Origin of the sequence: Actinacidiphila guanduensis (assembly GCF_900103985.1) — a bacterium.
Taxonomy (GTDB): Bacteria; Actinomycetota; Actinomycetes; order Streptomycetales; family Streptomycetaceae; genus Actinacidiphila; species Actinacidiphila guanduensis.
In genome coordinates, this window is the sequence record NZ_FNIE01000005.1 from 522,281 (window position 1) to 547,203 (window position 24,923).

The 24,923-nt window shown below is 75.5% G+C and carries 18 protein-coding genes and 1 pseudogene; 9 read left to right on the forward strand and 10 right to left on the reverse strand.

Annotation, left to right across the window (positions count from 1 at the left end; translation table 11 throughout):
- Positions 1–84: 84 nt before the first annotated feature.
- Complete coding sequence (locus BLR33_RS13835) at positions 85–1,371, reverse strand: hypothetical protein (RefSeq protein WP_245771385.1); 1,287 nt, start codon at positions 1,369–1,371, stop codon at positions 85–87.
- A 575-nt stretch (positions 1,372–1,946) separates the two neighbouring features.
- On the opposite strand from BLR33_RS13835, the gene BLR33_RS13840 reads away from it, so the two are divergent.
- Positions 1,947–3,566: a hypothetical protein gene (locus tag BLR33_RS13840; protein WP_093784694.1), complete on the forward strand. Its 1,620-nt coding sequence runs from the start codon at positions 1,947–1,949 to the stop codon at positions 3,564–3,566.
- A gap of 660 nt (positions 3,567–4,226) precedes the next feature.
- Positions 4,227–5,690 carry an alkaline phosphatase PhoX gene (locus BLR33_RS13845; protein ID WP_093784695.1) on the forward strand — a complete coding sequence of 488 codons (1,464 nt, stop codon included), beginning with the start codon at positions 4,227–4,229 and terminating at the stop codon, positions 5,688–5,690.
- An 84-nt stretch (positions 5,691–5,774) separates the two neighbouring features.
- Here BLR33_RS13845 and BLR33_RS13850 read toward each other — a convergent pair whose 3' ends face one another.
- The 3 genes from BLR33_RS13850 to BLR33_RS13860 form a co-directional block, all read right to left on the reverse strand.
- Positions 5,775–6,419 (reverse strand): HNH endonuclease family protein, encoded by a 645-nt coding sequence (locus BLR33_RS13850; RefSeq protein ID WP_093784696.1) that lies wholly within the window; start codon positions 6,417–6,419, stop codon positions 5,775–5,777.
- A gap of 311 nt (positions 6,420–6,730) precedes the next feature.
- Positions 6,731–7,975: a TerD family protein gene (locus BLR33_RS13855; protein ID WP_176930257.1), complete on the reverse strand. Its 1,245-nt coding sequence runs from the start codon at positions 7,973–7,975 to the stop codon at positions 6,731–6,733.
- A gap of 142 nt (positions 7,976–8,117) precedes the next feature.
- Positions 8,118–8,981, reverse strand: coding sequence for an NAD-dependent epimerase/dehydratase family protein (locus tag BLR33_RS13860; RefSeq protein WP_093784698.1), 864 nt, complete (start codon positions 8,979–8,981; stop codon positions 8,118–8,120).
- A gap of 282 nt (positions 8,982–9,263) precedes the next feature.
- On the opposite strand from BLR33_RS13860, the gene BLR33_RS13865 reads away from it, so the two are divergent.
- The gene (locus BLR33_RS13865; RefSeq protein ID WP_093784699.1) at positions 9,264–10,196 is read left to right on the forward strand and encodes a 5-dehydro-4-deoxyglucarate dehydratase; all 933 of its coding nucleotides are present in this window, start codon (positions 9,264–9,266) and stop codon (positions 10,194–10,196) included.
- A 20-nt stretch (positions 10,197–10,216) separates the two neighbouring features.
- The gene (locus tag BLR33_RS13870; RefSeq protein ID WP_093784700.1) at positions 10,217–11,413 is read left to right on the forward strand and encodes a hypothetical protein; all 1,197 of its coding nucleotides are present in this window, start codon (positions 10,217–10,219) and stop codon (positions 11,411–11,413) included.
- Between the two features lie 275 nt (positions 11,414–11,688).
- On the opposite strand, the gene BLR33_RS13875 is transcribed toward BLR33_RS13870, so the two are convergent.
- From BLR33_RS13875 to BLR33_RS13890, 4 genes and pseudogenes are all read right to left on the reverse strand, one after another.
- The gene (locus BLR33_RS13875) at positions 11,689–12,555 is read right to left on the reverse strand and encodes a hypothetical protein (protein WP_093784701.1); all 867 of its coding nucleotides are present in this window, start codon (positions 12,553–12,555) and stop codon (positions 11,689–11,691) included.
- 338 nt (positions 12,556–12,893) lie between these two features.
- Positions 12,894–13,430: pseudogene (locus BLR33_RS13880) on the reverse strand (SigE family RNA polymerase sigma factor); the annotation flags it as partial.
- Between the two features lie 94 nt (positions 13,431–13,524).
- Positions 13,525–14,334 (reverse strand): class I SAM-dependent methyltransferase, encoded by an 810-nt coding sequence (locus BLR33_RS13885; protein WP_093784702.1) that lies wholly within the window; start codon positions 14,332–14,334, stop codon positions 13,525–13,527.
- Positions 14,335–14,466: 132 nt separating this feature from the next.
- Positions 14,467–15,237 (reverse strand): IclR family transcriptional regulator, encoded by a 771-nt coding sequence (locus tag BLR33_RS13890; RefSeq protein WP_093784703.1) that lies wholly within the window; start codon positions 15,235–15,237, stop codon positions 14,467–14,469.
- A gap of 129 nt (positions 15,238–15,366) precedes the next feature.
- On the opposite strand from BLR33_RS13890, the gene BLR33_RS13895 reads away from it, so the two are divergent.
- Positions 15,367–16,872: an aldehyde dehydrogenase (NADP(+)) gene (locus BLR33_RS13895; RefSeq protein ID WP_093784704.1), complete on the forward strand. Its 1,506-nt coding sequence runs from the start codon at positions 15,367–15,369 to the stop codon at positions 16,870–16,872.
- Between the two features lie 133 nt (positions 16,873–17,005).
- On the opposite strand, the gene BLR33_RS13900 is transcribed toward BLR33_RS13895, so the two are convergent.
- Positions 17,006–17,371: a DUF488 domain-containing protein gene (locus BLR33_RS13900; RefSeq protein ID WP_093784705.1), complete on the reverse strand. Its 366-nt coding sequence runs from the start codon at positions 17,369–17,371 to the stop codon at positions 17,006–17,008.
- 349 nt (positions 17,372–17,720) lie between these two features.
- Positions 17,721–19,286 carry an MFS transporter gene (locus BLR33_RS13905; RefSeq protein ID WP_093784706.1) on the reverse strand — a complete coding sequence of 522 codons (1,566 nt, stop codon included), beginning with the start codon at positions 19,284–19,286 and terminating at the stop codon, positions 17,721–17,723.
- 256 nt (positions 19,287–19,542) lie between these two features.
- Here BLR33_RS13905 and BLR33_RS13910 point away from each other — a divergent pair, with 256 nt between their 5' ends.
- The 4 genes from BLR33_RS13910 (at position 19,543) to BLR33_RS13925 (ending at position 24,797) form a co-directional block, all read left to right on the forward strand.
- A complete protein-coding gene (locus tag BLR33_RS13910; protein WP_093784811.1) occupies positions 19,543–20,454 on the forward strand; it encodes a GlxA family transcriptional regulator in 912 nt (303 codons plus the stop codon).
- A 296-nt stretch (positions 20,455–20,750) separates the two neighbouring features.
- Positions 20,751–22,103: an SGNH/GDSL hydrolase family protein gene (locus BLR33_RS13915; RefSeq protein WP_093784707.1), complete on the forward strand. Its 1,353-nt coding sequence runs from the start codon at positions 20,751–20,753 to the stop codon at positions 22,101–22,103.
- A gap of 157 nt (positions 22,104–22,260) precedes the next feature.
- A complete protein-coding gene (locus BLR33_RS13920) occupies positions 22,261–23,343 on the forward strand; it encodes an amidohydrolase family protein (protein WP_093784708.1) in 1,083 nt (360 codons plus the stop codon).
- Between the two features lie 278 nt (positions 23,344–23,621).
- Positions 23,622–24,797 (forward strand): SCO1860 family LAETG-anchored protein, encoded by a 1,176-nt coding sequence (locus tag BLR33_RS13925; RefSeq protein ID WP_245771386.1) that lies wholly within the window; start codon positions 23,622–23,624, stop codon positions 24,795–24,797.
- The last annotated feature ends 126 nt before the right edge of the window (positions 24,798–24,923 follow it).

Sequence of the window (24,923 nt, forward strand, 5' to 3'; positions counted from 1 at the left end):
GCGACGGCCCGCGTGCACGGAAGTGCGAGAGCCGAAGAGCCCGAGTGGCGCCGCGAGCCCCCAGCGCCGAGGCACTGGACCGCTTCAGTCCGCCGACCCGCCGCGCAGCGACGAGACCACCAGCCGCCCGTACGGCGTGGTGAGCGCCGCCGCGGTCGCCGCGAGCGACGCCCCGAGCGCGATGAGCAGATCAGCGCCGCTGGAATCACCCAGCACCTGCAGGATCGACAGCGCCGTGGAGACGGGGAGCCCCAGCACCGTGAGCACGCCGAGCGCGGCCGCGATCTGCCCGCTCTCCTGCGTCTGGGCGAGCCGCGCGTAATCCGCCGCCTCGGCGAGGATCTGCGCGAACCGCTCCGGCAGCCGGTGCTTGGACTGGAAGGCCAGCAGCAGGTGGTTCGCCGGGCCGTGCGCGTCCAGGTGCTGGCGCCAGTAGGTGGAGCGGAAGTACGCGATGCGCCTCTCCAGCCGGGCCACCCGCCGGGTCAGGTGCGTGCCGCCGAAGACCCCGGACAGCTCGTCGGTCAGCTCGTCGATCCGGTCCCGCTGGATGGTGCCGAGCAGCAGCGCGTCGAGATACGTGCCGCGGGCGTTGGCGGCGGCGAAGTCGTAGAAGTCGCCCGGGCCGGTGTCGGGGCGGTGGCCGAGGAACGCCGTGCCCTGCCGCAGCACCAGCGCGCTCCAGTCCGCCGAGATCCGCAGCGCGTCGGCCCGGAGGGAGGGCAGGTTCTCGGGCGGCAGCGGGATGTCGGAGGGCGCGGCACGCGACGCGAGGGAGCGCAGCAACAGGTCGGCTTCGGCGGGCAGTTCACCGCTGACGGGGTCGCGAAGCGCCTCGCGGGGCCCGGCGCCGGGCGCGAAGAAGACGACGCTGTACGGGCGGGACAGGGCGAACGGAGCGGCAGGAGCACGGGTGTCGGCGACGCCGGCCAGCAACACCGCGGGGTCCAGGGGCCCTTGCAGCGGGTCGGGCCCGGGGGCCTGCCGCCGTCCGCTCAACGCCCGCAGCAGCGGCAGCATCGGCGTCCCGTCCACGGTGAAGTGCAGGACGGCGAGGGCGCGTCGGGGCTCGCGGGTGCCGGGGGTGCGCAGCAACTCCATGGCGTCGAGCCGCAACGGGCCCTCGGCCACGGCGGTACGGGTGTGCCAGCGCCGGTCGTACAGCGCCCGCCCGGCCGCCGGAGTGAACAGCAGCCGCCGCGCCCGCCCCTCCTCGGCCCCGTCCCGCGCGCCCGTCGGCAGCGGCCCGGCCGGCCACGGCGGGTCCTCCTCCAGCACCACCGGGAGCAGCACAGCCAGCGCCTGCCGGCTGCCCGCCGCCGCGAGAAAACGGCGCGACAACTCCCCTGCGTCCCCCGCCCATCCGCTCACCCGGCCCACCCTGCCGCCCGCACCGGCACCCGCGCAATGCCGCATGCTCCCGTCCACCGCGGCGACTTGAACCCACATGCCGTGGCTCCGCCCCGACCGCGGAGGCGCACTGCTCGACGGGTCCGCCCACTGCCGCGGTTCGCACCTGCCCGCGGACCGCGCGGCAGCGTGCCCCAGGGGCGGGGGAGAGGGGAGGGGCGGGCGTCAAAGCGGCGGGGGTGAACGGTGTCACGCGTACGGATGAACACCTCGGGCGGGTCGGCCCCGCGGACACCGCTCCGGCGGGAGCTGCCGCGCGCAGGCCATACGCTGGTCCGGGTGCCGGGCAGGCGCCGCCGCAGCAGGCTCCACCGCTGCTCTTCGGTGCTTCCGACGGGCTTCCCGCGGGCTTTCCGAGGACCTGCCGGAGGCTTCGCGGGGCTTCCCGGAGGGCCGTTCCGGCGTCCCCGGAGCTTCCCGGGGCTCCTCGGGGGCGCCCTCGGGCGGCGGATCGCCGCGGCCGGTGCCGCCCTGTCCCGCTCGTGCCCGTATCCTTGCCCCTCCCTGCCCCCTCACGCCGATTGGGAGCACGCGCCATGCCCGCTCATCCCCCCGTCCTGCCGCCGGTACGGCTGCTGCCCGCGGACGTCCTGGCCCGGCAGGCGCTCGCCGCGCCCCTGCTCGACCGCGCCCTGCGGCTGGCCCGCTGGACCGGCCCGGCCCGCCGGGTGGACGGCATGGGCGAACTGCTCGGCGACGAACTCCCGCTGGCCGCCGCCGAACTGGACCTGCCGAGCGACGAGGGCCTGCTGGACACCGCGCAGGCGTGGGGCGTCGCGGTGGACATCGGCCTGGTGGCGCTGGAGATCGACGAGGAGGCCGAGGAGTCCACCCCGCCCGGCGAGCCGGCCGGCCGCGCGGTTCGCGTGCACGGGATCCCGCGGCCCCGGGACGGCGCGGACGGGCCGGTCCGGGAGAGCCAGGAAGCCGCGCAGGAAGGGGAGTTCGCCGAGTTCGGCGGCGACCCGCACGACGTGCTCGACCTGTGGCTCGGTGCCGCCGAGACCGCGCTCGCCGACGCCACCGCGCCCGACCTGGACGACCTGCCCGGTGCCTTCGACGGCGACGGCGGCGTGGTGCTGCCCGACGACGCGGACTGGGAGGCCGAGCAGGACGCCGAACTGCTCGACGCCGCCCTGGTGAACCTCTACGCGCTGACCGCCCTCGACGCCGGCCCCGAACCGGCGCCCTCCGGCGCGGGCGTGCGGGTGCCGCTGCCGGTGCTGGCCGCCTCCCTCGTCGTCCCCGACGACACCGCGCACCCGGACGACGCGATGCTGGAGGAGATCACCGCCGTCATGCTCCGGCTGGACGACGCCTTCCGGCTGCTGGAGCCGACCGGCCTGATCGCCTACGAGCCGCTGGACGAGGCGCTGGTGGAGGAGGACGAGGCGGCGCTCGGCGCGGCCGCGGGCCTGCTCGCCGACCACGGACACGAGCACGGGCACGGGGCCGCGATTCCCGCTGCCACGGGCGAACCCGGCGAGCCCGACGAGGAGGAGATCGCCCGCTACGGCGCTGTCCGGCTGACCGCGCTCGGCGTCTACGGCGTCCGCGAGCGGCTGGTGGACGCCGGCGCCCACGCCCCCGTACTCGGCGACCTCGCCGACGCCTCGGCGGCCGACCTGCTCGACGCGCTGCCGGACTACCCGGAGCACGCGCTGCGCGCCGAGGCCGAGTTGTGGACGGCGCAGCGCAAGACGGCCGAGGCCGCACGGGAGCTGCTGGCCGCGAGCCGCGGCGACGACCCTGACGCGCCGAGCCGCCGGCTCGCCTGCCAGCAGGCCCTCACGCTGCTCGGCCCCGAGGCGGAGCCCGCGGTCCGCGAGGTGCTGGACGACCTCGTGCTCGGCGGGCTCGCCCGGGTCTGGCTCAGCGAGGCGGGCGCGGCGGACATCCCCACGCCCACCCCGGAAATGGTCCTGTGGCTCACCATCGACACCCTCGCGGCCCAACTCGCCGCGGACGAGGACCCCGAGGTGCTCATCCCGCTCGTCTCCGATCTGCTCGCGCGCGACGACGCCTTCCTGGAGGCGGCCTGGCGGGTGGACCACCCCGCCACGGCCTCGGTCCTGGAGGCGATGGGCCGTCTCCACCCGGACCGCACCACCGCCAAGCAGGCCCGCAAAGCCGCCTTCAAGGCCCGCTCACGCTGACGGAGACGCCGCCGGGGCCCTCCCGCGGCGGTGCCGCCCGGCACGGGCCCCCTCGTGTACGGACCCGGCGGGCCGAGCGACGGCGCTGCCCCGGGCCCATGCCACGGTCGTTCGCCTGACGGCTGCGGCCAGGTGGGCTGCCGTGGCGCGCCCGCCCGCCGGACAGCCGTCAAAGGCACCGGCCGACGCCCTCGCGCCGCGCCCACCTGTCGCTCACCCCCGCGCCCGGCTCTGCCCCGGCCGCCTGCCCGGCGGTTGGGTCGGCGCCCGGGCATCGGGGCGGCCGTACGGTCTGCCCGTCCCGGCACCGCGTCGGCCGCCGAGCCCCGCCGGCCTCACCCCGGGCCTCGCCCCGCCATCCGGGCGGTCGCAGCCGCGTTCGGACCGGCTCGCCTGCCTCCGGGGCCCCCACGGCGCCGTCCATCCCGCGCCGGGGCAGCACCCCTCCTGCTTCCCGTGCCCGGTCGGCACTCCACCTCCTCGCGGAGCCACCGGCTTGGGTGTTCGTTGGCACGGGCTTTGCGAATTCTTGGGGTTGTGGGGGAGCGGCCGGCGTCGGGTCGCCTGCCGTTCATCCGGAGTTGGCCGCCGGGGTCGAGCGTGGCCGCATGCCGCCCGGGGACGGGCCGCGCCAAGCGTCGTGACGACAAGGAGTGCGCCGTGCCGCTCAGCCGCAGAGACTTCGTCCAGCGTTCCGCCGCCACCGGGGCCGGGGTCGCCCTGGTGGGAGCCGTGGAGGTGCTGGCCACCGCGCCCGGCGCCCTCGCCGCGAGCCCCGCAGCCAAGGACCACCCCGCCCCGCACCAGCCGCACGGGCCCCACCACGGCCCCGGCTACGGGCCGCTCGTGACCGACCCGGCCGGCCTGCTCGCGCTGCCCGCCGGCTTCTCGTACCGCGTCGTCACCCGCACCGGCGTGACCCGGCTCGACACGGGCGAGTCCACCCCCTCCAACCACGACGGCACCGCCGCCTTCGCCGGTCCCCGCGGCAGCACCGTCCTGGTCACCAACCACGAGCTGGCGGGCCCCCGTTCCAACTGGCCGCACCCCGTGCCGCTCGCCGAGCACCTCGTCTACGACCCGGCGGCCTCCGGTGGCTGCACGGTGGTGGAGATCCCCCGGCACTGGCAGCACGAGCCGCACACCGAGTGGGTCGGCATCGCCGGCACCTCCACCAACTGCGCGGGCGGCAGCACCCCTTGGGGCACCTGGCTGACCTGTGAGGAGACCGAGGACCGGGCCGGCAGCAACGGCATGACCAAGGACCACGGCTACGTCTTCGAGGTCGACCCGCACGACCGGAAGGCCAACCGCGGCCCCGAGCCCATCAAGGCGCTGGGCCGTTACGCGCACGAGGCCGTCGTGGTCGACCCCAAGCGCGGCCACCTCTACCTCACCGAGGACGCCTCCGGCCCCAACGGCCTGCTCTACCGCTGGACTCCGCCGCGCGGCTTCGCGCACGGCCGCGGCCGCCTCGCCGGCCTCGGCGCCAGCGCAGGCGTGCTGCAGGCCTTCCGCTGCTTCGACTCCGGCGGCCGGTTCGTGGACGACCTCTCGCGCGCCACCCGCATCGGCACGGTCTACGGCGTGGACTGGGTGGACGTCCCGGACCGGGACGCCCGGACCACCTCCGTGCGCAAGCAGTTCACGGGCGACGAGGTGACGCGCGCCCGCAAACTGGAGGGCATGTGGTGGGCGGACGGCGGCGCCTACGTCGTCTCCTCCTACGCCCGCGAGGAGAGCCCGGGGCGGCACGACGGTGCCATCTGGTTCTACCAGCCCTCCCGGCGCACCCTGACGCTGAAGGTGCTGCTCGGCGTCAACGCGGCGCCGGAGAAGGACGGCGCCTTCGACGGCCCCGACAACATCACCGTCTCGCCCTACGGTGGAGTGGTCGTCGCCGAGGACGGCAACGGCGTCCAGCACCTGTTCGGCGCGCTGGACGACGGCAGCACGTACCCGCTGGCGCGCAACGAGCTGAACATCGGCACCGAACAGGCCCCGGAGTACAGCGAGTTCACCGGTGTCACCTTCTCGCCTGACGGCGCCACCCTCTACGCGAACATCCAGACCCCGGGCATCATGCTGGCCATCACCGGCCCCTGGCGCCGCAACGGCTGCTGACAGGCCGTCGATTTACAGATCCACAGGTGCCGCGGCCGCCCCGGGTGAGGACACCGGGGCGGCCGGGGATCGGGAGGGAACGGTTCAGCAGCCGTTCAGGATCGAGCTGAGCGCCGACTTCTCCGCGCTGTCCACCGTGAGGCCGTAGTAGTGCTTGACCTGCACCCAGGCCCGCGCGTACGTGCAGCGGTAGGACGCCTGCGGCAGCCACTCGGCGGGGTCGTCGTCGCCCTTGGAGCGGTTCGACGAGGCGGAGACCGCGAGGAGTTGGGGCCGGGTGACGTCGTTGGCGAACGCCTGGCGCTGCGCGGTGGTCCACGCCCAGGCGCCGGAGTCCCACGCCTCGGAGAGCGGCACCAGGTGGTCGATGTCGAAGGTCGAGGGGTTCGTGGTGGTCACACCGTCGTACGGGCTGCTCCAACTGCCGGACGTCGCCTTGCACGAGCTGTCGGTGACCACGTCGGAGCCGTCGCGCTTGATGACGTACTCGCGGGTGTCGCAGGTGCCCGAGATGGTGATCCAGGTCGGGAAGAGGTCCCGGTCGTAGCTGGAGGCGTGGGTCTCGGCGGTGGCCGTCATCGAGGAGAGGTACGTGCGGGCGGTGGAGGCGGAGATCGGCGTCGGCAGCGCGGCCTGCGCGGTGCCGCTCCCGGTGAGCAGCGCGGTGGCGGCGAGGAACACGGCGCCGGCCGAGGCACAAAGGGCATGCAGGAGACGGGTTTTGGGCATGGCTGAGCGCTCCCGTGACTAGAGGGCGGGGAGGTGCGGGCTTGCCCGACCAGGGTCCCCGGCTCAGATCTATGCGGGTAGACGCGCAGCGGTAAATTTTGTGTGACCATGACATGTTGCGGATGCAGTCGGCCGCACCCCGGGTGTGTCCCCCCACGCGGTCCCACCCCGGTCCCGGGGGCGTACGCGGCCACAGGCGTACGACATCCGCACACCGGTACGACAGGACTGTGCGGGTGCGGGTACGTACGCGTGCCCGGCCCCGCCGGCACGGGCGGGACCGGGCACGCGCCGGCCGGAGCCGGCGGGAACTACAGGGCCTGGGCGGCCGGCTGGACCATCGCCCGGGCGGTCTTGCCGTCCACGAAGGTGCCCAGGGCCGTCATCTCCCATTCGCCCGAGGGCATCTTGACCATCTTGGCCATCAGGACCCCGGTGCGGGCCTCGCCGTTGGTGAGGTCGAAGCGGACCAGTTCCTCGTCGGTGCCGGCGTCGAAGAGGCGGCAGTACGCCTTGGCGACCTGGTTGAACTTCTGCCCGGAGTAGGAGTTGACGGTGAAGACCAGGCCCGTCGCGTTCGCCGGGAGGGCGCCGAGGTCGATGGAGATCACCTCGTCGTCACCGGCGCCGGCGCCCGTCAGGTTGTCGCCGGAGTGCTTGATCGCGCCCTTGAGGATCTTCAGCTTGCCGAAGTAGCAGGTGGCGATGTGGTCCCGCCGCGGGCCGTAGACCAGCACCGAGGCGTCGAGGTCGATGTCGCGGCCGCCGTAGGCCGGCTCCCAGCCCAGGCCCATGCGGACCAGCGACAGCAGCGGGCGGCCGGCCTTGACCAGGGAGACCGACTCGTTCTTGCGCAGGCTGACCCGGCCCTTGTCCAGGCTGATCTTCCCGGGCGCGGCCGCGGGCGTCGGCGGGGCCGGGGGAGCGGCCGGGGGCGGCGGCAGGTGGGTGGCCGCAGGACCCGAGGGCGGCGGCGCCGCGGTGAAGGGAGCCGTGGGGGGCGCGGGGGGAGCCGGCGGCTGCGGCGGGGCCGGAGGTTGCGCGGCCGGTGCCGCGGGCGCGGCGGACTCCTCCTCCACGCTCACCCCGAAGTCGGTGGCGATGCCCGCCAGCCCGTCGGCATACCCCTGGCCGACCGCGCGCACCTTCCAGGCGCCGCCGCGCCGGTAGATCTCGACGACGACCAGCGCCGTCTCCGGGCCGAGGCCGGTGGGTGCGAAGGTGGCGATCTCCGAGCCGTCGGCGCCGCGGACGGTGGCCGCGGGCGTGGTGCCGGCGAAGGCGCCGCCGCCGTCGATGCTCGCGGTGACCACGATCTTGTCGATCTCCGCGGGCACCGCGGCGGTGTCGACCTCGATCGCGTCGGGCCCGGCCCCGCCGCCGGAGCGGTGGGTCACCCCGGGGCCCTGCGGCTGGTTGTAGAAGACGAAGTCGTCGTCGGAGCGCACCTTGCCGTCGGCGGTCAGGAGCAGACCCGACACGTCGAGCCGCACGGGGGCGGAGACGTCCACCACCACTCGGGGCACGGGGAGCGGCACATTCGAGCCAGGCGTCATTGCGGTCATGCTCTAGGTAACGACAGATCCGGCTTTACGGTTCCATTAACCGCATGCCGGGGCGGCCCGGGGTCCGGGTCGCGCCCGGACGGCGGTACGGCCCCCCGCCGCTCCTTCCGGCTCCTTCCGGTCGCCTCAGTGCTCAGTACGGCCACATCGGCGGATCCGTGCAGAACCGCCCGCCGAGGTTCGACTGCGCCGGGTCCGCCGGGTCCGGCTCGCCGTGGGCGGCCAGCAGGGCGGGGGCGAAGACCTCGGAGTCGTCCTGGGGCGTGTAGCCCAGCGCCCGGGCGGGGCCGAGGTCCCACCACAGGCGGGTGTTGGCCGAGCTGCCGTACACGACGGTGTGGCCCGAGGTGCCCGCGGTCAAAGCGGCGTGGAAGAGGCGGGCGCCGTCGCCGGGGCTCAGCCACAGCGAGAGCATCCGCACGTCCGAGGGCTCGGGGAAGCAGGAGCCGATGCGCACCGAGACGGTGTCGACGCCGTAGCGGTCGGCGTAGAGCTGCGCGAGGTCCTCGCCGAAGCACTTGGACAGGCCGTAGTAGGTGTCGGGGCGGTGCGGGGTGTCCACCGGGATCAGCGCCTCGGGCGGCAGCGGGTAGGGGCCGGTGGGCCTGGGGGTGAAGCCCGCCGCGTGGTTGCTGGAGGCGAAGACGACCCGCGGGGCCGGGCCGCCGGTGCGCTCGCCCTCCGCGCGGACCGCCTCGTACAGGTGGTAGGCGCCCTCGATGTTGGCGGTCAGCACCCGCTCGAAGCTCGCCTCCTGGGAGATGCCGGCCAGGTGGAGCACCGCGTCGGCGCCGTGCAGCGCCTCGCGCAGGGCGTCGCGGTCGGACAGCTCGGCGGTGAAGACCGGGCCCTCCGGGCCGTCCTGCCCGGGAAGCGGCTCGACCGGCCGGGCGTCGAGGAGCCGCAGCGCGTAGCCGTAGGACGGCAGCAGGCCGCGCATCAGGGTGCCCATGCCGCCCGCGGCGCCGGTCAGCAGCAGGGTGGGGGGTGCGGACATGAAGGGCCTCCTCGGTTGCCGGTGACGAGAGCGAGTGTATCCCTGACCATGGTTCATGTATGTGTACGGCTATGGGGCCAGTCGGCCATGGCGGGGAATCGCCGGGCTGCTTGACCCCCGATGGGTGCGTCGCTTAGCGTGGCGGCGTTCATGAATATGGACGCCAGTCATGTGACTGCACAACTGCTGCACACCGGCTGTCCGACTGCTGTCCGATCGCCGCACGACCGCGCCACCAAGACCGTGCACCCGCTGCACATCCCGGCTCCGAGGGGGACCCCGATGACCTCACCCGCACTCGCCGACCGGCTCGACGGCCTGCTCTTCTTCCCCGTCACCGCCTTCGGTCCCGACGGCGGCCTCGACCTCGACGCCTTCCGCGCCCACGTGCGCCGCGGGGTGGACTCCGGCGCGGCCGCCGCCTTCGTCTGCTGCGGCACGGGTGAGTTCCACGCGCTGACCCCCGAGGAGTTCCGGGCCTGCGTGACGGCCGCCGTCGAGGAGGTCGCAGGGCGGGTGCCGGTGGTGGCCGGGGCAGGATACGGGACCGCGCTCGCGCTGCAGTACGCCGCCATCGCCGAACAGGCGGGCGCCGACGGCCTGCTGGCCATGCCGCCCTACCTGGTGGCCGCCGACCAGCAGGGCCTGCTGCGCCACTACACCGCGCTCGCGCGGGGCACCGGCCTGGAGGTGATCGTCTACCAGCGCGACAACGCCGTCTTCACCCCCGAGACCGTCGTCGCCCTCGCCCAGGTGCCCAACATCATCGGCCTGAAGGACGGTTACGGCGACCTGGACCTCATGCAGCGCATCGTCAGCACCGTGCGCACCGAGCTGCCCGGCCGCGACTTCCTCTACTTCAACGGCCTGCCCACCGCCGAACTCACCGGCCTGGCCTACCGCGGCCTCGGCGTCACCCTGTACTCCTCGGCGGTGTACGCCTTCTCGCCCGAGATCGCCCTCGCCTTCCACGCCGCCCTCACCACCGGCGACGACGCCACCGCCAACCGGCTGCTCGACGGCTTCTACCGGCCGCTGGTCAACCTCCGCAACCAGGGCCGCGGTTACGCGGTCTCACTGGTCAAGGCCGGGGTGCGGCTGCGCGGGCTGGACGTCGGCCCGGTCCGGCCGCCGCTGTCCGAGCCCAGCCCCGCGCACGTGACGGAGCTGGCCGCCCTCATCGAGCGCGGCCTGTCCCTCGTGGGCGCCAACTGACGGGCCGGGAGGGCGACTTCGTGAGCACCGCCAAGGTTTCCGTACCGGCCGCCGCCTTCCTCTACCCCTGGGACGTGATCGGCGACCCCGCCGCCGCCGACCGGATCGCCGCGCTCGGCGTCCGCCGGGTGACCCTCGCCTCGGCCTACCACTCCACCCGCGCCCTGACCCCGCGCCACCCCCGGCACCGCGTCGTCACCGCCGAGCACTCCGCCGTGCTCTACCCGCCCTCGGCCGCGCACTGGGCCGGCAGCGCCCTGCGCCCGCGGGCCGCCGGCGACTGGAGCGGCGGCGAGTCCGACGCCTTCGGCGCCGCCGCGGCCGCCCTGCACGCCGCGGGCCTTGAGGTGCACAGCTGGGTGGTCCTCGCGCACAACTCCCTGCTGGGCCGCGAGCACCCGGACACGTGCGTCGTCAACGCCTACGGCGACCGCTACCCCTGGGCGCCCTGCATCGCCCACCCCGACGTGCGCGACTACCTGGTCCGCCTGGCCGCCGAGGCCGCCCCCCGCCCCGGCGCCCGCGGCACCGAACTGGAGTCGCTCGGCTGGTACGGCCTGGCCCATCTGCACGCCCACGACAAGATCGGCGGGGTGCCGCTGGGCGACGCCGCCCAGTACCTGATGTCGCTGTGCTTCTGCCCGCACTGCCGGGCCGGGTACGCCGCCCGCGGCATCGACCCCGAGCACCTGGCCGGCGCCGTACGCCTGGCGCTCGCCCCCGCTTTCGGCGAGGGCAGCGACGAGCACGGCCACGCCGCCGTGGATCGGCTGCTCGGCGCCGACCTCGCGGCCCGCGTCCTCGACTGGCGCACGGCGACGGCCGGTTCGCTCCAGGCCGAGGCCGTGGCCGCCGTACGGGCCGCGGCCGGGCCGGACTTCCGGGTGCTCATGCACGCCGACCCCGCGCCCCACCACTGCGGCGCCAACGCCGGCGTGGACCCCGCGACGATCCTGGACGTGGTGGACGGCCTGGTGCTGCCCTGCACCGGCGGGCCGCGGGCCCGCGAGTCGGTGCTCGGCCCGCTCGCCGCCCACCGCCGTCAGGGCACCGTGCTCGCCGCGAACTTCACCATCGCGGCCGGCATGGGCGGCAGCCCCGAAACCCTCGCCGCCGACGCCGCCCACGCGGTCGCCCTCGGCGCCACGGAACTGCGGCTCTACCACGCCGGGTTGGCCGCCGACTCCGACCTGGCCGCCGTGCGGGCGGTGCTGTAACCGGGATACAGGGGGGCACGTCACCGGGCCGGATGGCTCCGGGGAGCGGCGATCATGGGGGTACCGCCGCGCCCCGGAGCCGCGCCGCCCGGGGGCGGCAGGTTCCGTGCACACCCAAGTCGCCACCGGGACGTAGGAGGTTGCCGTGACGACGCGGTTATTTCCGGCCGATGTCGCCCCTGTTCCGGCCCCCGCGGTGCACGACCGCGCGAACATGCCGCCGGCACAGGACCGTTGGCGCTGTCCGGCGCACGGCGCCGCGCCGAACCGGCTGCTCAGAAGTGTCCTTCCTCCACGGCCTGGCCGTCCGCGCCCTGCGCGGTGATGCGATAGCGGTCCCCGCTGGTGTCGCGGTCGGACGCGGCGTGGTTGAACTGCCCGGCGAAGGTGTACGACCCGGGCGCCAGCGTGCTCCCCGCGTTCAGCGTCCAGCGGTAGACCAGGTAGCCGCCGTCCGAGGAGACCGCCACGGTGGTGCCGGGCGCGGTGGTGTAGGAACTGTTGCTGCTCACCGCCCCTGCCTGCTGCGAGATCCGCAGCTCCACGGTGAGCGAGGTCAGCGGGCTCGTGGCGCCGAGGTGCACATCGCTCTCGGTCCAGTACCGGTTGCTGTTCGGGTCCACCCCGGCAGAGGAGGTGACTCCGCCGTGGCCGGAAGCGCTCGGACCGGCCCCGCCGGTGGCCACCGGGCTGCCCGGGGACGTCACGGGCGCCCGGGTGCCGGTGGGCGGGGCGCCGGAGGCGCGCCCCGGGGAGCCGGCCGCGCCCGTGGGAGTGCTGCCGCTCCTGCCGTGCAGCGCCGAGCGGGGCGCGCCGGTCGTGGCGGCCTGGCCGGGGGGCAGGGCACTGACCGGCGGGGGAGTGGTGGTGCCGGTGCTGCCGGAGGTCGCCGCGCTGTGGCCGCCGGGCGCCCGGTCGCCGGAGACCGCGCCCACCGCGAGCCCGCCCAGGCCGATCGCCCCGGCGACCGCCGCCGCCACCGCGGTCACCCGCAGCCAGGGCGCGGGCGGACGCTCCCGCCGTCCGGTCCCCGCCCCCTGCGGCCCCGCGGCGATCGCGCGCTCCACCCGGGCCAGCATCCGCTCGCGGTCGGGGAGATGGGCGTCGGCCGCGGCCCGCAGCCGGTCCGGCAGTTCGGCCATCACACTCCCCGTCCCGTACGCGTCCGCGGGCGTGCCGCCGCACTCGCCGCCCCCAGTATCCGCGTTCCGGTGTCGGCCGCCTCGGCGGGAGCGCTCCCGTCCGCCGCCGCGTGTCTCTCCTCCTCCGCCCGGCCCCTGCCGGCGGCCTCCGCCGGCAGCGCGGCGGGGCCCGGTTCGGGCGGGGCGCCCGCCGGGGGCGGCGGGGCCTGGGACCAGGCGGGGGCGAGGGCCGCGGGCACCTCGTCGGGGCGCGCAGGCCCGTCCGGCCCGGCAGGGGGAGCGGGGACGGCGCCGGCACGCGGCGCGGCCGCGGCGGTCACCGCCCGCCGGACGTCGGGCCGGCCCCGCGGCGCCGCGTCGCCCTCCGCGGGCGGGCTGAGCAGCCGCTCCAACTCCGCGACCCCGCGCGAGGTCTGGCTCTTCACGGTGCCGACCGAGATGCCGAGCGCCGCCGCGGTGTCCTTCTCCGACAGGTCGAAGGCGTGCCGCAGCACCACGCAGGCCCGCTTGCGGAACGGCAGCCGTTGCAGCGCCTCCCGCAGGTCGAGCACCGCCGGCACGTCCGGCTCCTCGACCCGCTCCGGGCGCTGCGACCAGAAGAGCGCGACCCGGCGGCGCTCGCGCATGGCGCTGCGGATACGGGACCTGGCGAGGTTGGCGACCACCCCGCGGGCGTAGGCGGCCGGGTGCTCGGCGGCGCTGACCCGGTCCCAGCGCCGCCAGATCGCCACCAGGGCGTCGGCCGCGAGGTCGTCGGCCGCGTCCTCCTCGCCGGTCAGCAGGTGGGCCAGGCGGGAGAGTTCGGCGTAGTGCCGCTCGAAGAAGGCGTGGAAGGCGGCGGAGTCGCCGGTGCCGGGCTCGACGGAAGCGCCCACGCCCCACCCCCTCCTGCCCGGACCTCTCCCGCCGGTGTGCTGCGCGAGCGTAGCAGCGCGGTCACGCAGGGGGCAGAGGTCGGGAACGCTCTCTTCACACCCGTGCCGAACGCTCCACGAGGGTGATGAGCGGCAGGTCGAAGGACCCCTCGGCGGTCTCCGGGCGCGAGCGCAGGTAGGCCCGCACCCGTTCCACGTACTCCGCGCGCTCCTTCGGCTCCATGGTCAGGGCGTGCGAGTGGGTGGCGATGGTCTCGATCAGCGAGTCCGCGGTGCGCGTCTGGTGGTGCGGGAACCAGGCGTGCTCCATCGGGGCCAGGCCCGGGTGCGCCCGGATGCCGCGGCTGGGGTCCCAGTCGATGAACGTGGCGCGGCTGCGGGCGACTTCGTCGAGCCCGGCGACCCACGCGACCCGGTCGTCGTCGGAGTTCCACAGCGCGCCCAGCACGCCGCCCGGCCGCAGCACCCGGACGATCTCCGGCAGCGCCCGGCTCTGGTCGAACCAGTGCAGCGCCTGCCCGACCACGACCGCGTCCACCGAGCCGTCCGGCAGCGGGATCTGCTCCGCGCCGCCCTGATGGGCCGCCACCTCGGGCAACTCCCGGCGCAGTTGGGCGAGCATGTCGGCGTCCGGCTCCACCGCGGTGACCCGGTGGCCGAGCCGCGCGGTCACCGCGCTGAGCTTGCCGGTGCCGGCACCGAGGTCCAGCACGTCCAACGTGCCGTCGCCGCGGGCGAGTCCGGCCTCGCGCGCGGGCTCCAGCGCCCACCGTACGGCGTTCACCGGGTAGTCGGGGCGGTGCTCGGCGTAGGCGGTGGCGGCGGCGCCGAAGGAGGAGGCGCGGCGGGCGATCTCGGCGGCGAGCTGCTCGGAGTCGAGGGCCTTGAAGGCGTCGGGGTCCATGCCGCCGACCCTACGCGGACCGGCCCGCGCCACGAGGACCGGGCGGTCCCGCGCGAGCGGGACGGCGGCGCCCCGACATCCGACGGTCTCGGCCCGCTACTGCCGGGGCGCCCACGGGCCGGAGCGGGCGGCTCAGAGCCGGCGGGTGGCCAGTAGCAGGCGGTCGCGGGCGTCGAAGAGGGTGTCCTTGATCATCTGCTCGTGGCCGGGGGTGAGCCGGGCCACCGGCACCGAGCAGCTGACCGCGTCGCGGGCCGGCGTGCGGTACGGGATCGCGACGCCGAAGCAGCGCAGCCCCAGCGTGTTCTCCTCGCGGTCCACCGCGTAGCCCTGCTCGCGGATCTGCGCCAGTTCGGCGATGAGCTTCTCGCGGTCGGTGTGGGTGTGCTCGGTGAGCTGTTCCAGCGTCTCGGGCAGCAGCTTGCGCACCTGCTCGTCGGTGTACGTGGCCAGCAGCGCCTTGCCGAGCGAGGTGGAGTGGGCCGGCAGCCGGCGGCCGACCCGGGTGAAGGGCCGCAGGTAGTGCTGGGACTGGCGGGTGGCGAGGTAGACCACGTTGGTGCCGTCCAGGCGGGCCATGTGGATGGTCTCGCTGGTGTCGTCGGCGAGCCGGTCCAGGGTGGGCCGGGCGGCGGCCACCACCTCGTCGCCGTCGATGTAGGAGGTGCCCACCAGCAGGGCGCGCACCCCGATGCCGTACCGCGTGCCGGTGGCGTCGGTCTCGATCCAGCCCAGCTCCACCAGGGTGCGCAGCAGCATGTAGAGGCTGGACTTGGGGTAGCCGACGGCTTCCTGGACCGCGGCGAGGCTGTGCATGCCGGGCCGGCCGGCGAAGAACTCGAGCAGCTCCACCGTGCGGACCGCGGACTTGACCTGGGAACCGGCTCCCTCGGCAGCAGCCATCGCGTCTGACCCCTCTTGTTCGCCCCGGAGGCGTGGACGTAGGCTCCGAGGATAGATTCACATCTGAAGACTCTGTTCAGCATATCGAACAGCGGCGAGCGCAGTACGGCGAATGTGGAGGTTCTTCCGGTGGCAGTACCAGTCTGGAGCGTCGACCCCCGAACCGGGAAGCAGCGCGAGCAGGTCGGCCACGAGGCCACGGCCGCGGACGTCGACGCCGCGGTCCGTGCCGCGGCCGCCGCGCTCCCCGCGCTCGCCGACCGTAGCGCACGGGCCGGGCTGCTGCGCGGGGCCGCCGCACTCCTGGAGGAGCACGCCGACGAGGTGGTCGCCGCCGCCGACGCCGAGACCGCGCTCGGCACCGGCCGGCTCGGCGGCGAGCTGGCCCGCACCGCCTTCCAACTGCGCACCTTCGCCGATGTGGTGGACGAGGGCGCGTACCTCGATGTGATCATCGACCACGCCGACCCCGACGCGAAGCCCATTCCGCGGCCCGACCTGCGCCGCTACAAGGTGCCGCTCGGGGTCGTCGCCGTCTACGCGGCCAGCAACTTCCCGCTCGCCTTCTCCGTGCCCGGCGGCGACACCGCGAGCGCGCTGGCGGCCGGCTGCCCCGTCGTCGTCAAGGCGCACCCGGACCACCCGGCCACCTCCGCGCTCTGCGCGCGCCTGCTCCAGCGGGCCGCGGTGGAGGCGGGGCTGCCCGCCGGGACCGTCGGGCTCGTCTTCGGCTTCGAGGCCGGCACCGAACTGGTCCGGCACCCGCTGGTGTCCGCCGCGGGCTTCACCGGCTCCGTGGCCGGCGGCCGCGCGCTCTTCGACGCCGCCGCGGCCCGGCCCCGGCCGATCCCCTTCCACGGCGAACTCGGCAGCCTCAACCCGGTCGTGGTGACCGAGGCGGCCGCCGCCGAGCGGGCCGAGCAGATCGCCGCCGGCCTGACGGCCTCCTTCACGCTCGGGGTCGGGCAGTTCTGCACCAAGCCGGGCCTGGTGCTGGTGCCCGCGGGCGGCCCGGGTGACCGGCTGGTGGCCGAACTCGCCCGCGCGGCCGGCGAGGTGGCGCCCGGCGTGCTGCTCGACGGCCGGATGCGCGAGAACTTCCTCAAGGGCGCCGCCGCCCGGGCCGCGCTGCCCGGTGTCGAGGTGCCGGTCGCCGCGGGCGACGGCGGGGGGCTGACCGTACGGCCCGGCGTCGTCGTCGCCGAGGCCGCCGCCTTCGACGAGCCCGGGGCGTACGACCTGCTGCTCGACGAGTGCTTCGGGCCGCTCGTGGTGGTGGTGCGCTACGACGGCGCCGACGCGCTGGAGTCCGTGCTCGGCCGGCTGCCCGGCAACCTCACCGCCGCCGCGCACATCGGCGCGGACGAGGCCGCCGCGGCGGCGGGGCTGCTCGCCCGGCTCAGCGCGCTCGCCGGGCGGGTCCTGGTCGACGGCTGGCCGACCGGCGTCGCGGTCACCGCGGCCCAGCAGCACGGCGGCCCCTACCCCGCGACGACCTCCACGTCCACATCCGTCGGCGCCACCGCGATCGAACGCTGGCTCCGCCCCGTCGCCTACCAGGACGTCCCCGAAGCGGCCCTCCCCCCGGAGCTCCAGGAGTCCAACCCTCTCGGCCTCCCCCGCCGCGTCAGCTAGTCACGGGGCGGCTCCCTGCCGCGGGGCCTCTACGGTGCCGAGTGCCGCCCGCACGTGGCTTGTCGCAACCGGCCACCGGGCGGCAGGCGGCGACGGGACAGGAACCCGAGCGGCGAGGAGCCGCCTCGCGCGCCTACGGAGTCTGCAAGTGCTCCAGCAGGACCGGGACGTGGCTGGTGTCCGGGTTCTTGACGGCTGTCAGGAGGGTGACCGTGTGGTCGCGGGCTTCTTCGCGGAGGTGGGCGGCAGCTTCTTCGGCGGCCGGCGCTGCCAGCTCCTCACGGTAGCGGGCGGCGAACTCCTCGTAGCGGGAGGCGTCCTTGTGGAGGAAGCGGCGCAACTCGTCGGAGGGGGTGACCTCCTTGGCCCACTCGTCCACCGCCGCGCGGTCCTTGGCCAGGCCGCGCGGCCAGAGGCGGTCCACCAGGACCCGTACCCCGTCGTCGGGCGACGCCTGATCGTAGACCCGGCGCACATGGAAACCGTTCGGTGCGGCCATGGCAGCCTCCCTCTTTTCGGGGCGGGGGAATGTGCCCTCACGCTCCAGCGTGCCACCCGCTTTCCTACGGGGCGGCTTCTCGCCGTTCGGGTTCGCCGCCGTTGCCGCCCGCCGCGGCGGTTCGGCTACGGGGCGGCTTCTCGCCATCGGAGTTCGCCGCCGTTGCCGACTGCCGCGCCGTCGTGGCTGTGGGGGTGCCCCCTCTGGGGGAGCAGTTCCTCCCCCAGCGCCCCTTTCGGGTTCCCGTCTGCCCCACGGGGTCCGATGCCGTCGCAAGGCCGGTGGTCGGTTGCTCGCGCAGTTCCCCGCGCCCCTGAAAACCTTGCCCTTCGCGCGCAAGGCGAGCCCCCTACGGGGCGGGGCGAGGTGGGTGGGAAGAAGCGCGCAGGGCGAAACCCGCGGTCAGGGCGAGGAGCAGCGCGGCGGCGGCGAACCCTTCGTGGAGGCCGGCGAGGCGGAAGCCGTGGGGGGTGCCGGAGACCAGGGAGCCGAAGACGGCCACGCTCAGGCCCGCCGCCACCTGGCGGCACGCGTTGAGCAGACCCGCCGCCATCCCCGCCCGCTCCGCGGCGACCGCCCCCATCGCGGCAGCGGTGAGCGCGGGCACCGCGAAGGCCGCCCCGGCTCCGAAGGGGATCATCGCGAGCGCGACCAGCACCGAGGGCGTGCCCGCGCCCGCGGTGAGCAGGAGCAGCAGGCCGCCCGCGGCCACCGCCTGGCCGACGGCCATGGGCGCCCTGGGCCCGTAGCGGTCGGCGGCCTTGCCCGAGATGACGTTCACCGAGGAGATCAGCATCGTCATCGGCAGGAACAGCAGACCGGTGGTGAGCGCCGACTCCCCGCGCACCTGCTGGAAGTACAGGCTCAGCGCGAAGAACGCCCCGAAGAAGGCGAAGCTGACCGCCGCGCCCGCGGCGAGCGACACCGTCAGCGCCCGCTCGCCGAAGAGGCCCAGCGGTACGACCGGATGCGGGTGGCGGGACTCGATCCGCAGGAAGCCCGCGAACGCCACCGCGGCCACCGCCCCGGCGAGCAGCCCGGCCCGACCGCCCTCGATCACCGCGTACGTCAGCGCGGCCAGCGCCACCACCGCGGTCGCCTGCCCCGGCAGGTCCAGCGGGGTGCGGCGGCGTGGCGAGCGGCCGGTGCGGGCGGCGAGCAGCAGGGCCACCGCGCCCACCGGAAGGTTGACGAAGAAGATGCCGCGCCAGCTCCACGCCGAGGTGAGCGCGCCGCCCGCGACCGGCCCGAGCGCCACCGCCACCGAGCCGCCCGCGGCCCACAGCGAGATGGCCCGGCCCCGCCCGGCCGCGTCGGGGAACGCCTGCCGTACCAGGGCGAGCGAGGACGGCAGCACCACCGCGGCCGCCGCCCCCTGCACCACCCGCGCGCCGACCAGCACCGCGAGGCCGGGCGCGAGCCCGCAGGCGGCCGAGGCGGCGGTGAAGAGCACCACCCCGCCGCAGAAGGCCCGGCCCGCGCCGACCCGGTCCGAAAGCGCCCCGGTGGAGAGCATCAGCGCGGCCAGCGCCAGCGTGTAGCCGTCCACCACCCACTGCAGCGCCGTCAGCCCGCCGTGCAGCTCGCCGCCGATCGCGGGCAGCGCCACGCTCACGATCGAGGCGTCCAGGCTCACCACGAAGAAGCCGAGCAGGGCGGCGACGAGCGCGAGGGCGGGCGAGCCGTGGGGTGCGCCGGCGGCTTCGCCGAGGCGGACGCCCGTACGGTCGGCGGTCTCCGCACCGAGGGCGCTGCCCGTACGGCCGGCGACACCTGTACGGAAGGGGCTGGCTGTACGGCTGGTGCGGCCCGTGCGGGCATCGCTCCTGCCGCTGCTCCCGGCCGATGGTTCCGGCGTCAACTCCCGTTCAGGGCAAGGCGGTTGGGGTTCAGGTGTGATGAGGTCCCGTGCCATGGTCCCAGCGTGCCGCCCGCCGACGGCGTACAGTAGCGGCCAGAATGCCACCCTCCCGGAGGTTTTGGCCATGACGGTCCCCCTCGCTCCCGAGCAGACCCCCGAGCCCGCCCTTGAGGCCGTTTCTGCCCCGAGCCTTGAGTCGGCCCCCGGTTCGGCCGCCGAGCCCGCCCCCACCGCGCCCGGTCCCGTCCCGGCCCCCTTCGTCTGCTCCCGCCCGCACCGCGTCGCCGTCGTCGCCGCCCGGCCGGTGTCGATGTTCAACCTCGGGATCTGCGAGATGCTGTTCAGCAAGGTCGAGGTGGACGGCGGCCCCGGGTACGAGGTCCAGCTGTGCACGGCGGAGCCCGGCACGGTGGCCACCAGCGGCGGCGCCGGCATCGTCATCGGCGGCGGGCTGGACGTCGTCGCGTGGGCGGACACCGTGATCGTGGCCGGAACGGGCGCCAGGATGGACGTGGACCCGCGGGTGCTGACGGCGCTGCGGGCCGCCGCCCGGGACGGCAAGCGGATCGCCTCCATCTGCACCGGCGCCTTCGCGCTCGCCGAGGCGGGGCTGCTCGACGGCCGCCGGGCCACCACGTACTGGGCCTACACCGAGGAACTGGCCGGCCGGTACCCGGAGGTGGCGCTGGAGCCCGACGTGCTCTTCGTCCAGGACGGCCAGGTGCTCACCGCCTCCGGGTACGCAGCCGGCATCGACCTGTGCCTGCACCTGATCCGTACCGACTACGGGGCCGCCGTCGCGAACACCGTCGCCCGGCTGGCGCTCGTCGCCCCGGTGCGCCACGGCGGGCAGGCGCAGTTCACCGACACCCCGCTGCCCGCCGAGAGCGGCAGCTCGCTCGCCGGCACCCGGGCCTGGGCGATGACCCGGCTCGACCAGCCGCTCACCCTTGCCGACCTGGCCCGCCACGCGGCCGTCAGCGTCCGTACCCTCAGCCGCCGCTTCCACGCCGAGACGGGCCTGAGCCCCTTGCAGTGGCTGCTCCACCAGCGGCTGGAGCGGGCCCGCGAGCTGCTGGAGACCACCACCCTGCCGGTCGACCAGGTGGCCCGCGCCAGCGGCCTCGGCACCGCCGACTCGCTGCGCGCGCACCTGACCCGCCGGGTCGGCCTGACCCCCTCCGACTACCGCGCGACCTTCACCCGGCTCCCGGTCACGTGAGGCCGCGGCCCGAACGACACGCGGGCCCGCCGCCGGCCGAAAACGCGACCCCGCGCGCCCGCCCGGCACCGCGGCCGAGGTGACGCGCGCAACTCCTTGGCCCTTGCAGGCAACCGATTCCGCCGCGGCGACGTCTGACGGCGTGAGCGGGGCAAGCCGTCCCGAATGCCCGGGATGATGCAGAATCAACCCGGCTTCCGCATACTGTGAAGCCCCGGCCACGCGGATGGCGGAACACGCGGGCCCCGGATCGCCGGGGGTCCGCACGGGAAGACCACGAAAGAGGGGGAGGTCGCGTGACACGCACCTCGGGTCGCTCGGCCGCCGCCGCGGTCGTCGCCGCCGTGCTGGCGGTGCTCGTCGTGGCGGCCGTGCTGGTGGCCGTGCGCAGCGGCGGACCGCGCCAGGCGGCGGCCGCCGCGCGGGCCGGCGGCGCGGGTGGGACGGCGGGCGGCAGCCTGGTGGCGGCCGGCGGCGACACGCACGTGGACCTCGCGGGCAATCGGGACCGCGGCCCGGCCGCGTCCGGGCGGATCGGGATCTGGTCGGCCGCGCTCACCCGCGGCGGCCCGACCTTCACCGGCACCACGCTGCGGATGGTGGTGCACACCAGCGCGGGCGGCTCACGGCTGCGCATCCGGCTCTCCGACGTCCTGGGCGGCAGCCCGCTGCGGGTGGGCGCCGCCGACGTCGCCGAGCAGGAGTACGGCGCCACGGCCTTCCCCGGCACGCACCACACCGTCACCTTCGGCGGCTCCGGCTCCACCGTGATCGCCGAGGGCACCGAGCGGGCCAGCGACGTGATCCCGATGCGGGTCGCGGCCGGACGCAACCTGCTGGTCAGCCTCTACCTGCCGGGCATCAACGGCCCGGCCGCCTTCCACCGCGAGGCGTACCAGACCTCGTACCTGTCGGCCGACGGGCGGGACCACGCGGGCGACAGCGCCGCCGGCGCCTTCCGGCAGACCACCACCTCCTGGTACTACCTGACCGGCCTCGACGTCGTCTCGCCCACCGTCCGCGGCACCGTCGTCGCTTTCGGCGACTCGATCACCGACGGCTACCACTCCACGGCGGGCGCGAACCGCCGCTGGCCGGACCAGCTCGCCCGGCGGCTGGCCGCCCAGCCCGGCGGGCAGCGGCTCGGCGTGGTGGACGCGGGCATCGCGGGCAACCGGCTGCTCAGCAGCGCCCCGCAGATCTACCGGGGCACCCCGGGCGTGCAGCGCTTCGCGCAGGACGCGCTCGACCAGCCCGGCGTCCGGGACGTCATTGTGCTCGAAGGCGTCAACGACCTCAGCAACGACGTGGACGGCAGCGGCCGCCCGCTCACCGCGCAGGACCTGATCGCCGGCTACCGAACGGTCATCGCCGAGTCGCACGCGGCCGGCGTGCGCGTCATCGGCGCCACGATCCTGCCCTACAGCCGGCTCGACCCGGCGATGCAGGCGGTGCGGACCGAGGTCAACACCTGGATCCGCACCTCGCACGCCTTCGACGCCGTCGCCGACTTCGACCGGGCCGTCCGCGACCCCGCGCACCCCACCGCGATGCTGCCCCGCTACGACTCCGGCGACCACCTGCACCCCGACGACGCGGGCATGCTGGCCATGGCCGACACCGTGGACCTGGCCGCGCTCGCCTCCTGACCGCCGGGCGGGGGACCCCCCCTCCAGGTCCTCCGCCCGGCACCTCCCCCCGCACCGGCCCGCAGGTGCCGAAGCCCCCGGGGCCCGCGAAGCCTCCGGCGGCCGGGACGGTCCCGGGCCCCTCCGCCGCCGCCCGCCCGGTGCGTACAGTGCGGGTATGGCAGAAGTGCTGCACGTCAAGGGGCGGGTCCTGGCCGGACCCGAGGACGTACGCGACGAGTTGTGGGTGGTCGGCGGCCGGATCACCTACCGGCGGCCCGCCGCCGAGGCCACCGCGAGCGCGACCGGCTGGGTGCTGCCGGGGCTGGTGGACGCGCACTGCCACGTCGGGCTCGACTCCCACGGCGCGGTGGACGAGGCCACCTCGGAGAAGCAGGCGCTCACCGACCGCGACGCCGGCGCGCTGCTGCTGCGCGACGCCGGCTCGCCCGCCGACACCCGCTGGATCGACGACCGCCCCGACCTGCCGCGGCTGATCAGGGCCGGCCGGCACCTGGCCCGCCCGCGCCGCTACATCCGCAACTACGCCCACGAGATCGAGCCGGGCGACCTGACCGCCTACGTCCGCCGGGAGGCCCGCCGCGGTGACGGCTGGGTGAAGCTGGTGGGCGACTGGATCGACCGCTCGGTGGGCGACCTCGCGCCCTGCTGGCCGAAGGACGCGCTCGCCGAGGCCATCGCCGCCGCCCACGAGGAGGGCGCCCGGGTCACCGCGCACTGCTTCGCCGAGGACTCGCTGGCCGACCTGGTCGAGGCGGGCATCGACTGCGTCGAGCACGCCACCGGGCTCACCGCGGACACCGTGCCGCTCTTCGCCGCCCGCGGCACCGCGATCGTGCCGACCCTGGTCAACATCGCCACCTTCCCGCAATTGGCGGCCGGCGGCGAGGACCGCTACCCGCGCTGGGCGGCCCACCTGCGGCAGTTGCACGCGCGCCGCTACCGGACCGTCCGCGACGCCTACGACGCCGGCATCCCCGTCTACGCCGGCACCGACGCGGGCGGCGGCCTCGCGCACGGCCTGGTCGCCGCGGAGGTGGCCGAACTCGCCGCCGCCGGGCTGCCCGTGACGGCCGCGCTGTCGGCGGCGACCTGGGGCGCGCGGGCCTGGCTCGGCCGCCCCGGTCTGGAGGAGGGCGCCTCCGCCGACCTCGTCGTCTACGGCGAGGACCCGCGCGCGGACGTCCGCGTGCTGGCCGCGCCCCGCCGGATCGTGCTGCGGGGGCGCGTTGTCGGGTGAGCGCCGGATCAGCGCCGGACGACCGCGCCGGACGAGCGGGGATGAGCGCGCGCGGTGAGTGCCGGACCGGCGGTGGGCACGGGCGGGTGACACCTTTCCGACAGCTGTGCCCCTCAATTCGAAGAAACGGGCGGAAACCACCCTTCCGAGTGAACTAGCTCCGTGTAGCGGTCAATTCACCCTCAGTGCGTAAACATTACCGGGTCGATGTCCCCGGCGGGCTGTCCCCAATCAGCGCGCGCCGGGGGCGCCATCCCACCCGTGGGGGTTCTTCCACCGTGTACCGCACCATCAACTTCCGCCTGCCCGCACGCCGTTCGGCCGCCGCTCTCGGCGCCGCGGCCGCGCTCGCCGCCGGGGCCGGGCTTGCCCTGGCGCCCGCCGCGCAGGCGGCACCCGCGCACTCCGGGACGACCGGCACGGCCACCGCCACCGTCCTGCGCGCGGGCCTGGACGTGTCGCTGCTGAACAAAACCGTCGACGTCCCCGTGGACGTGTCCCTGAACGACGTCAAGGCTCCCGCCGAGGCCAAGGAGACCGCGCTCACCGTCACCGTCGGCCACGGCGTCGAGGCCGGCCGCCCGGTGGACATCCTGCGCGCCTCGGCGGCCACCGCGAACGCCACCGCCGACCGGCACAAGGCCGAGGGGTACGCGAACGTGGCCGCCGCCCGGGTGCACGTGCCCGGCCTGCCGCTGCTGTCCCTGGTCGCGGTGGACGCCGTGACCTCCAAGGCCACCTGCGAGGCGGGCCACCACCCCACCGCCTCCTCGCACCTGGCCGGCGTCACCGTGCTCGGGCGCCGGATCGCGCTCAATGCCGTGGGCACCACCCACGTCGCCGTCCCCGGCGTCGGCCAGGTCGACCTCGACCTGACCAGCACGACCACCACGTCGGACTTCGCGGCGGCGACCGCGCTCCAACTCAAGGTCCACGTCAACCCGTTGAACCTGGGCGTGGCCGACGTCAGCGGCAGCGTCACCCTCGCGCAAGCCACCTGCCACACCCCGAAGGGCGGCACCGGCGGCTCCGGCGGGACGTCCGGCGGTGGCGCCAACGGCGGCTCGACCAACGGCGGTTCGACCAGCGGGAGCGGTGGGACCAATGGCGGCTCCACGAGCGGCAGTTCCGGCGGCTCCACCTCCGGCGGCAGCGCGGGCAGCACGTCCGGCGCGTCGAACGGGGGGACCAGCGGCGGCGGTTCGAGCTCAGGTTCGGGCGGCACGGGCAGCAGCGGTTCCACCGGCGCCTCGGGCTCCTCCGGTTCGGGAGGCAACGCCCAGACCGTCGCCGACTCCTCGCACACCGGCGACCTCGCCGAGACCGGCGCCTCCTCCGCCACGCCCTACCTCGCGGCCGGCGCCGCCGCCCTGGTGGCCGCGGGAGCCCTGGTGTTCGTGGTGACCGGACGCCGCCGCAAGGCCGCGCGGGGCGCGGGCGAGGCCGACGTGTGATCGCCACAAGGCGGTAACAAGCCACGGGGGGCGGCATCGGCGGTGGTGCCGCCCCCCGTACCCTGGTGCCTGCGCACGGCGGCGACCGGGCGGTTCCGAACACGGGTCCGCCGGCCCCGGCGTGCT

Excerpts from the sequence above, each read along its gene's own strand:
- BLR33_RS13840 (WP_093784694.1), top strand. The coding sequence starts at position 1,947 with ATGCCCGCTCATCCCCCCGTCCTGCCGCCGGTACGGCTGCTGCCCGCG.
- BLR33_RS13850 (WP_093784696.1), bottom strand. The coding sequence starts at position 6,419 with ATGCCCAAAACCCGTCTCCTGCATGCCCTTTGTGCCTCGGCCGGCGCC.
- BLR33_RS13855 (WP_176930257.1), bottom strand. The coding sequence starts at position 7,975 with ATGACGCCTGGCTCGAATGTGCCGCTCCCCGTGCCCCGAGTGGTGGTG.
- BLR33_RS13860 (WP_093784698.1), bottom strand. The coding sequence starts at position 8,981 with ATGTCCGCACCCCCCACCCTGCTGCTGACCGGCGCCGCGGGCGGCATG.
- BLR33_RS13865 (WP_093784699.1), top strand. The coding sequence starts at position 9,264 with ATGACCTCACCCGCACTCGCCGACCGGCTCGACGGCCTGCTCTTCTTC.
- BLR33_RS13875 (WP_093784701.1), bottom strand. The coding sequence starts at position 12,555 with ATGGCCGAACTGCCGGACCGGCTGCGGGCCGCGGCCGACGCCCATCTC.
- BLR33_RS13885 (WP_093784702.1), bottom strand. The coding sequence starts at position 14,334 with ATGGACCCCGACGCCTTCAAGGCCCTCGACTCCGAGCAGCTCGCCGCC.
- BLR33_RS13890 (WP_093784703.1), bottom strand. The coding sequence starts at position 15,237 with ATGGCTGCTGCCGAGGGAGCCGGTTCCCAGGTCAAGTCCGCGGTCCGC.
- BLR33_RS13900 (WP_093784705.1), bottom strand. The coding sequence starts at position 17,371 with ATGGCCGCACCGAACGGTTTCCATGTGCGCCGGGTCTACGATCAGGCG.
- BLR33_RS13905 (WP_093784706.1), bottom strand. The coding sequence starts at position 19,286 with ATGGCACGGGACCTCATCACACCTGAACCCCAACCGCCTTGCCCTGAA.
- BLR33_RS13910 (WP_093784811.1), top strand. The coding sequence starts at position 19,543 with ATGTTCAACCTCGGGATCTGCGAGATGCTGTTCAGCAAGGTCGAGGTG.
- BLR33_RS13920 (WP_093784708.1), top strand. The coding sequence starts at position 22,261 with ATGGCAGAAGTGCTGCACGTCAAGGGGCGGGTCCTGGCCGGACCCGAG.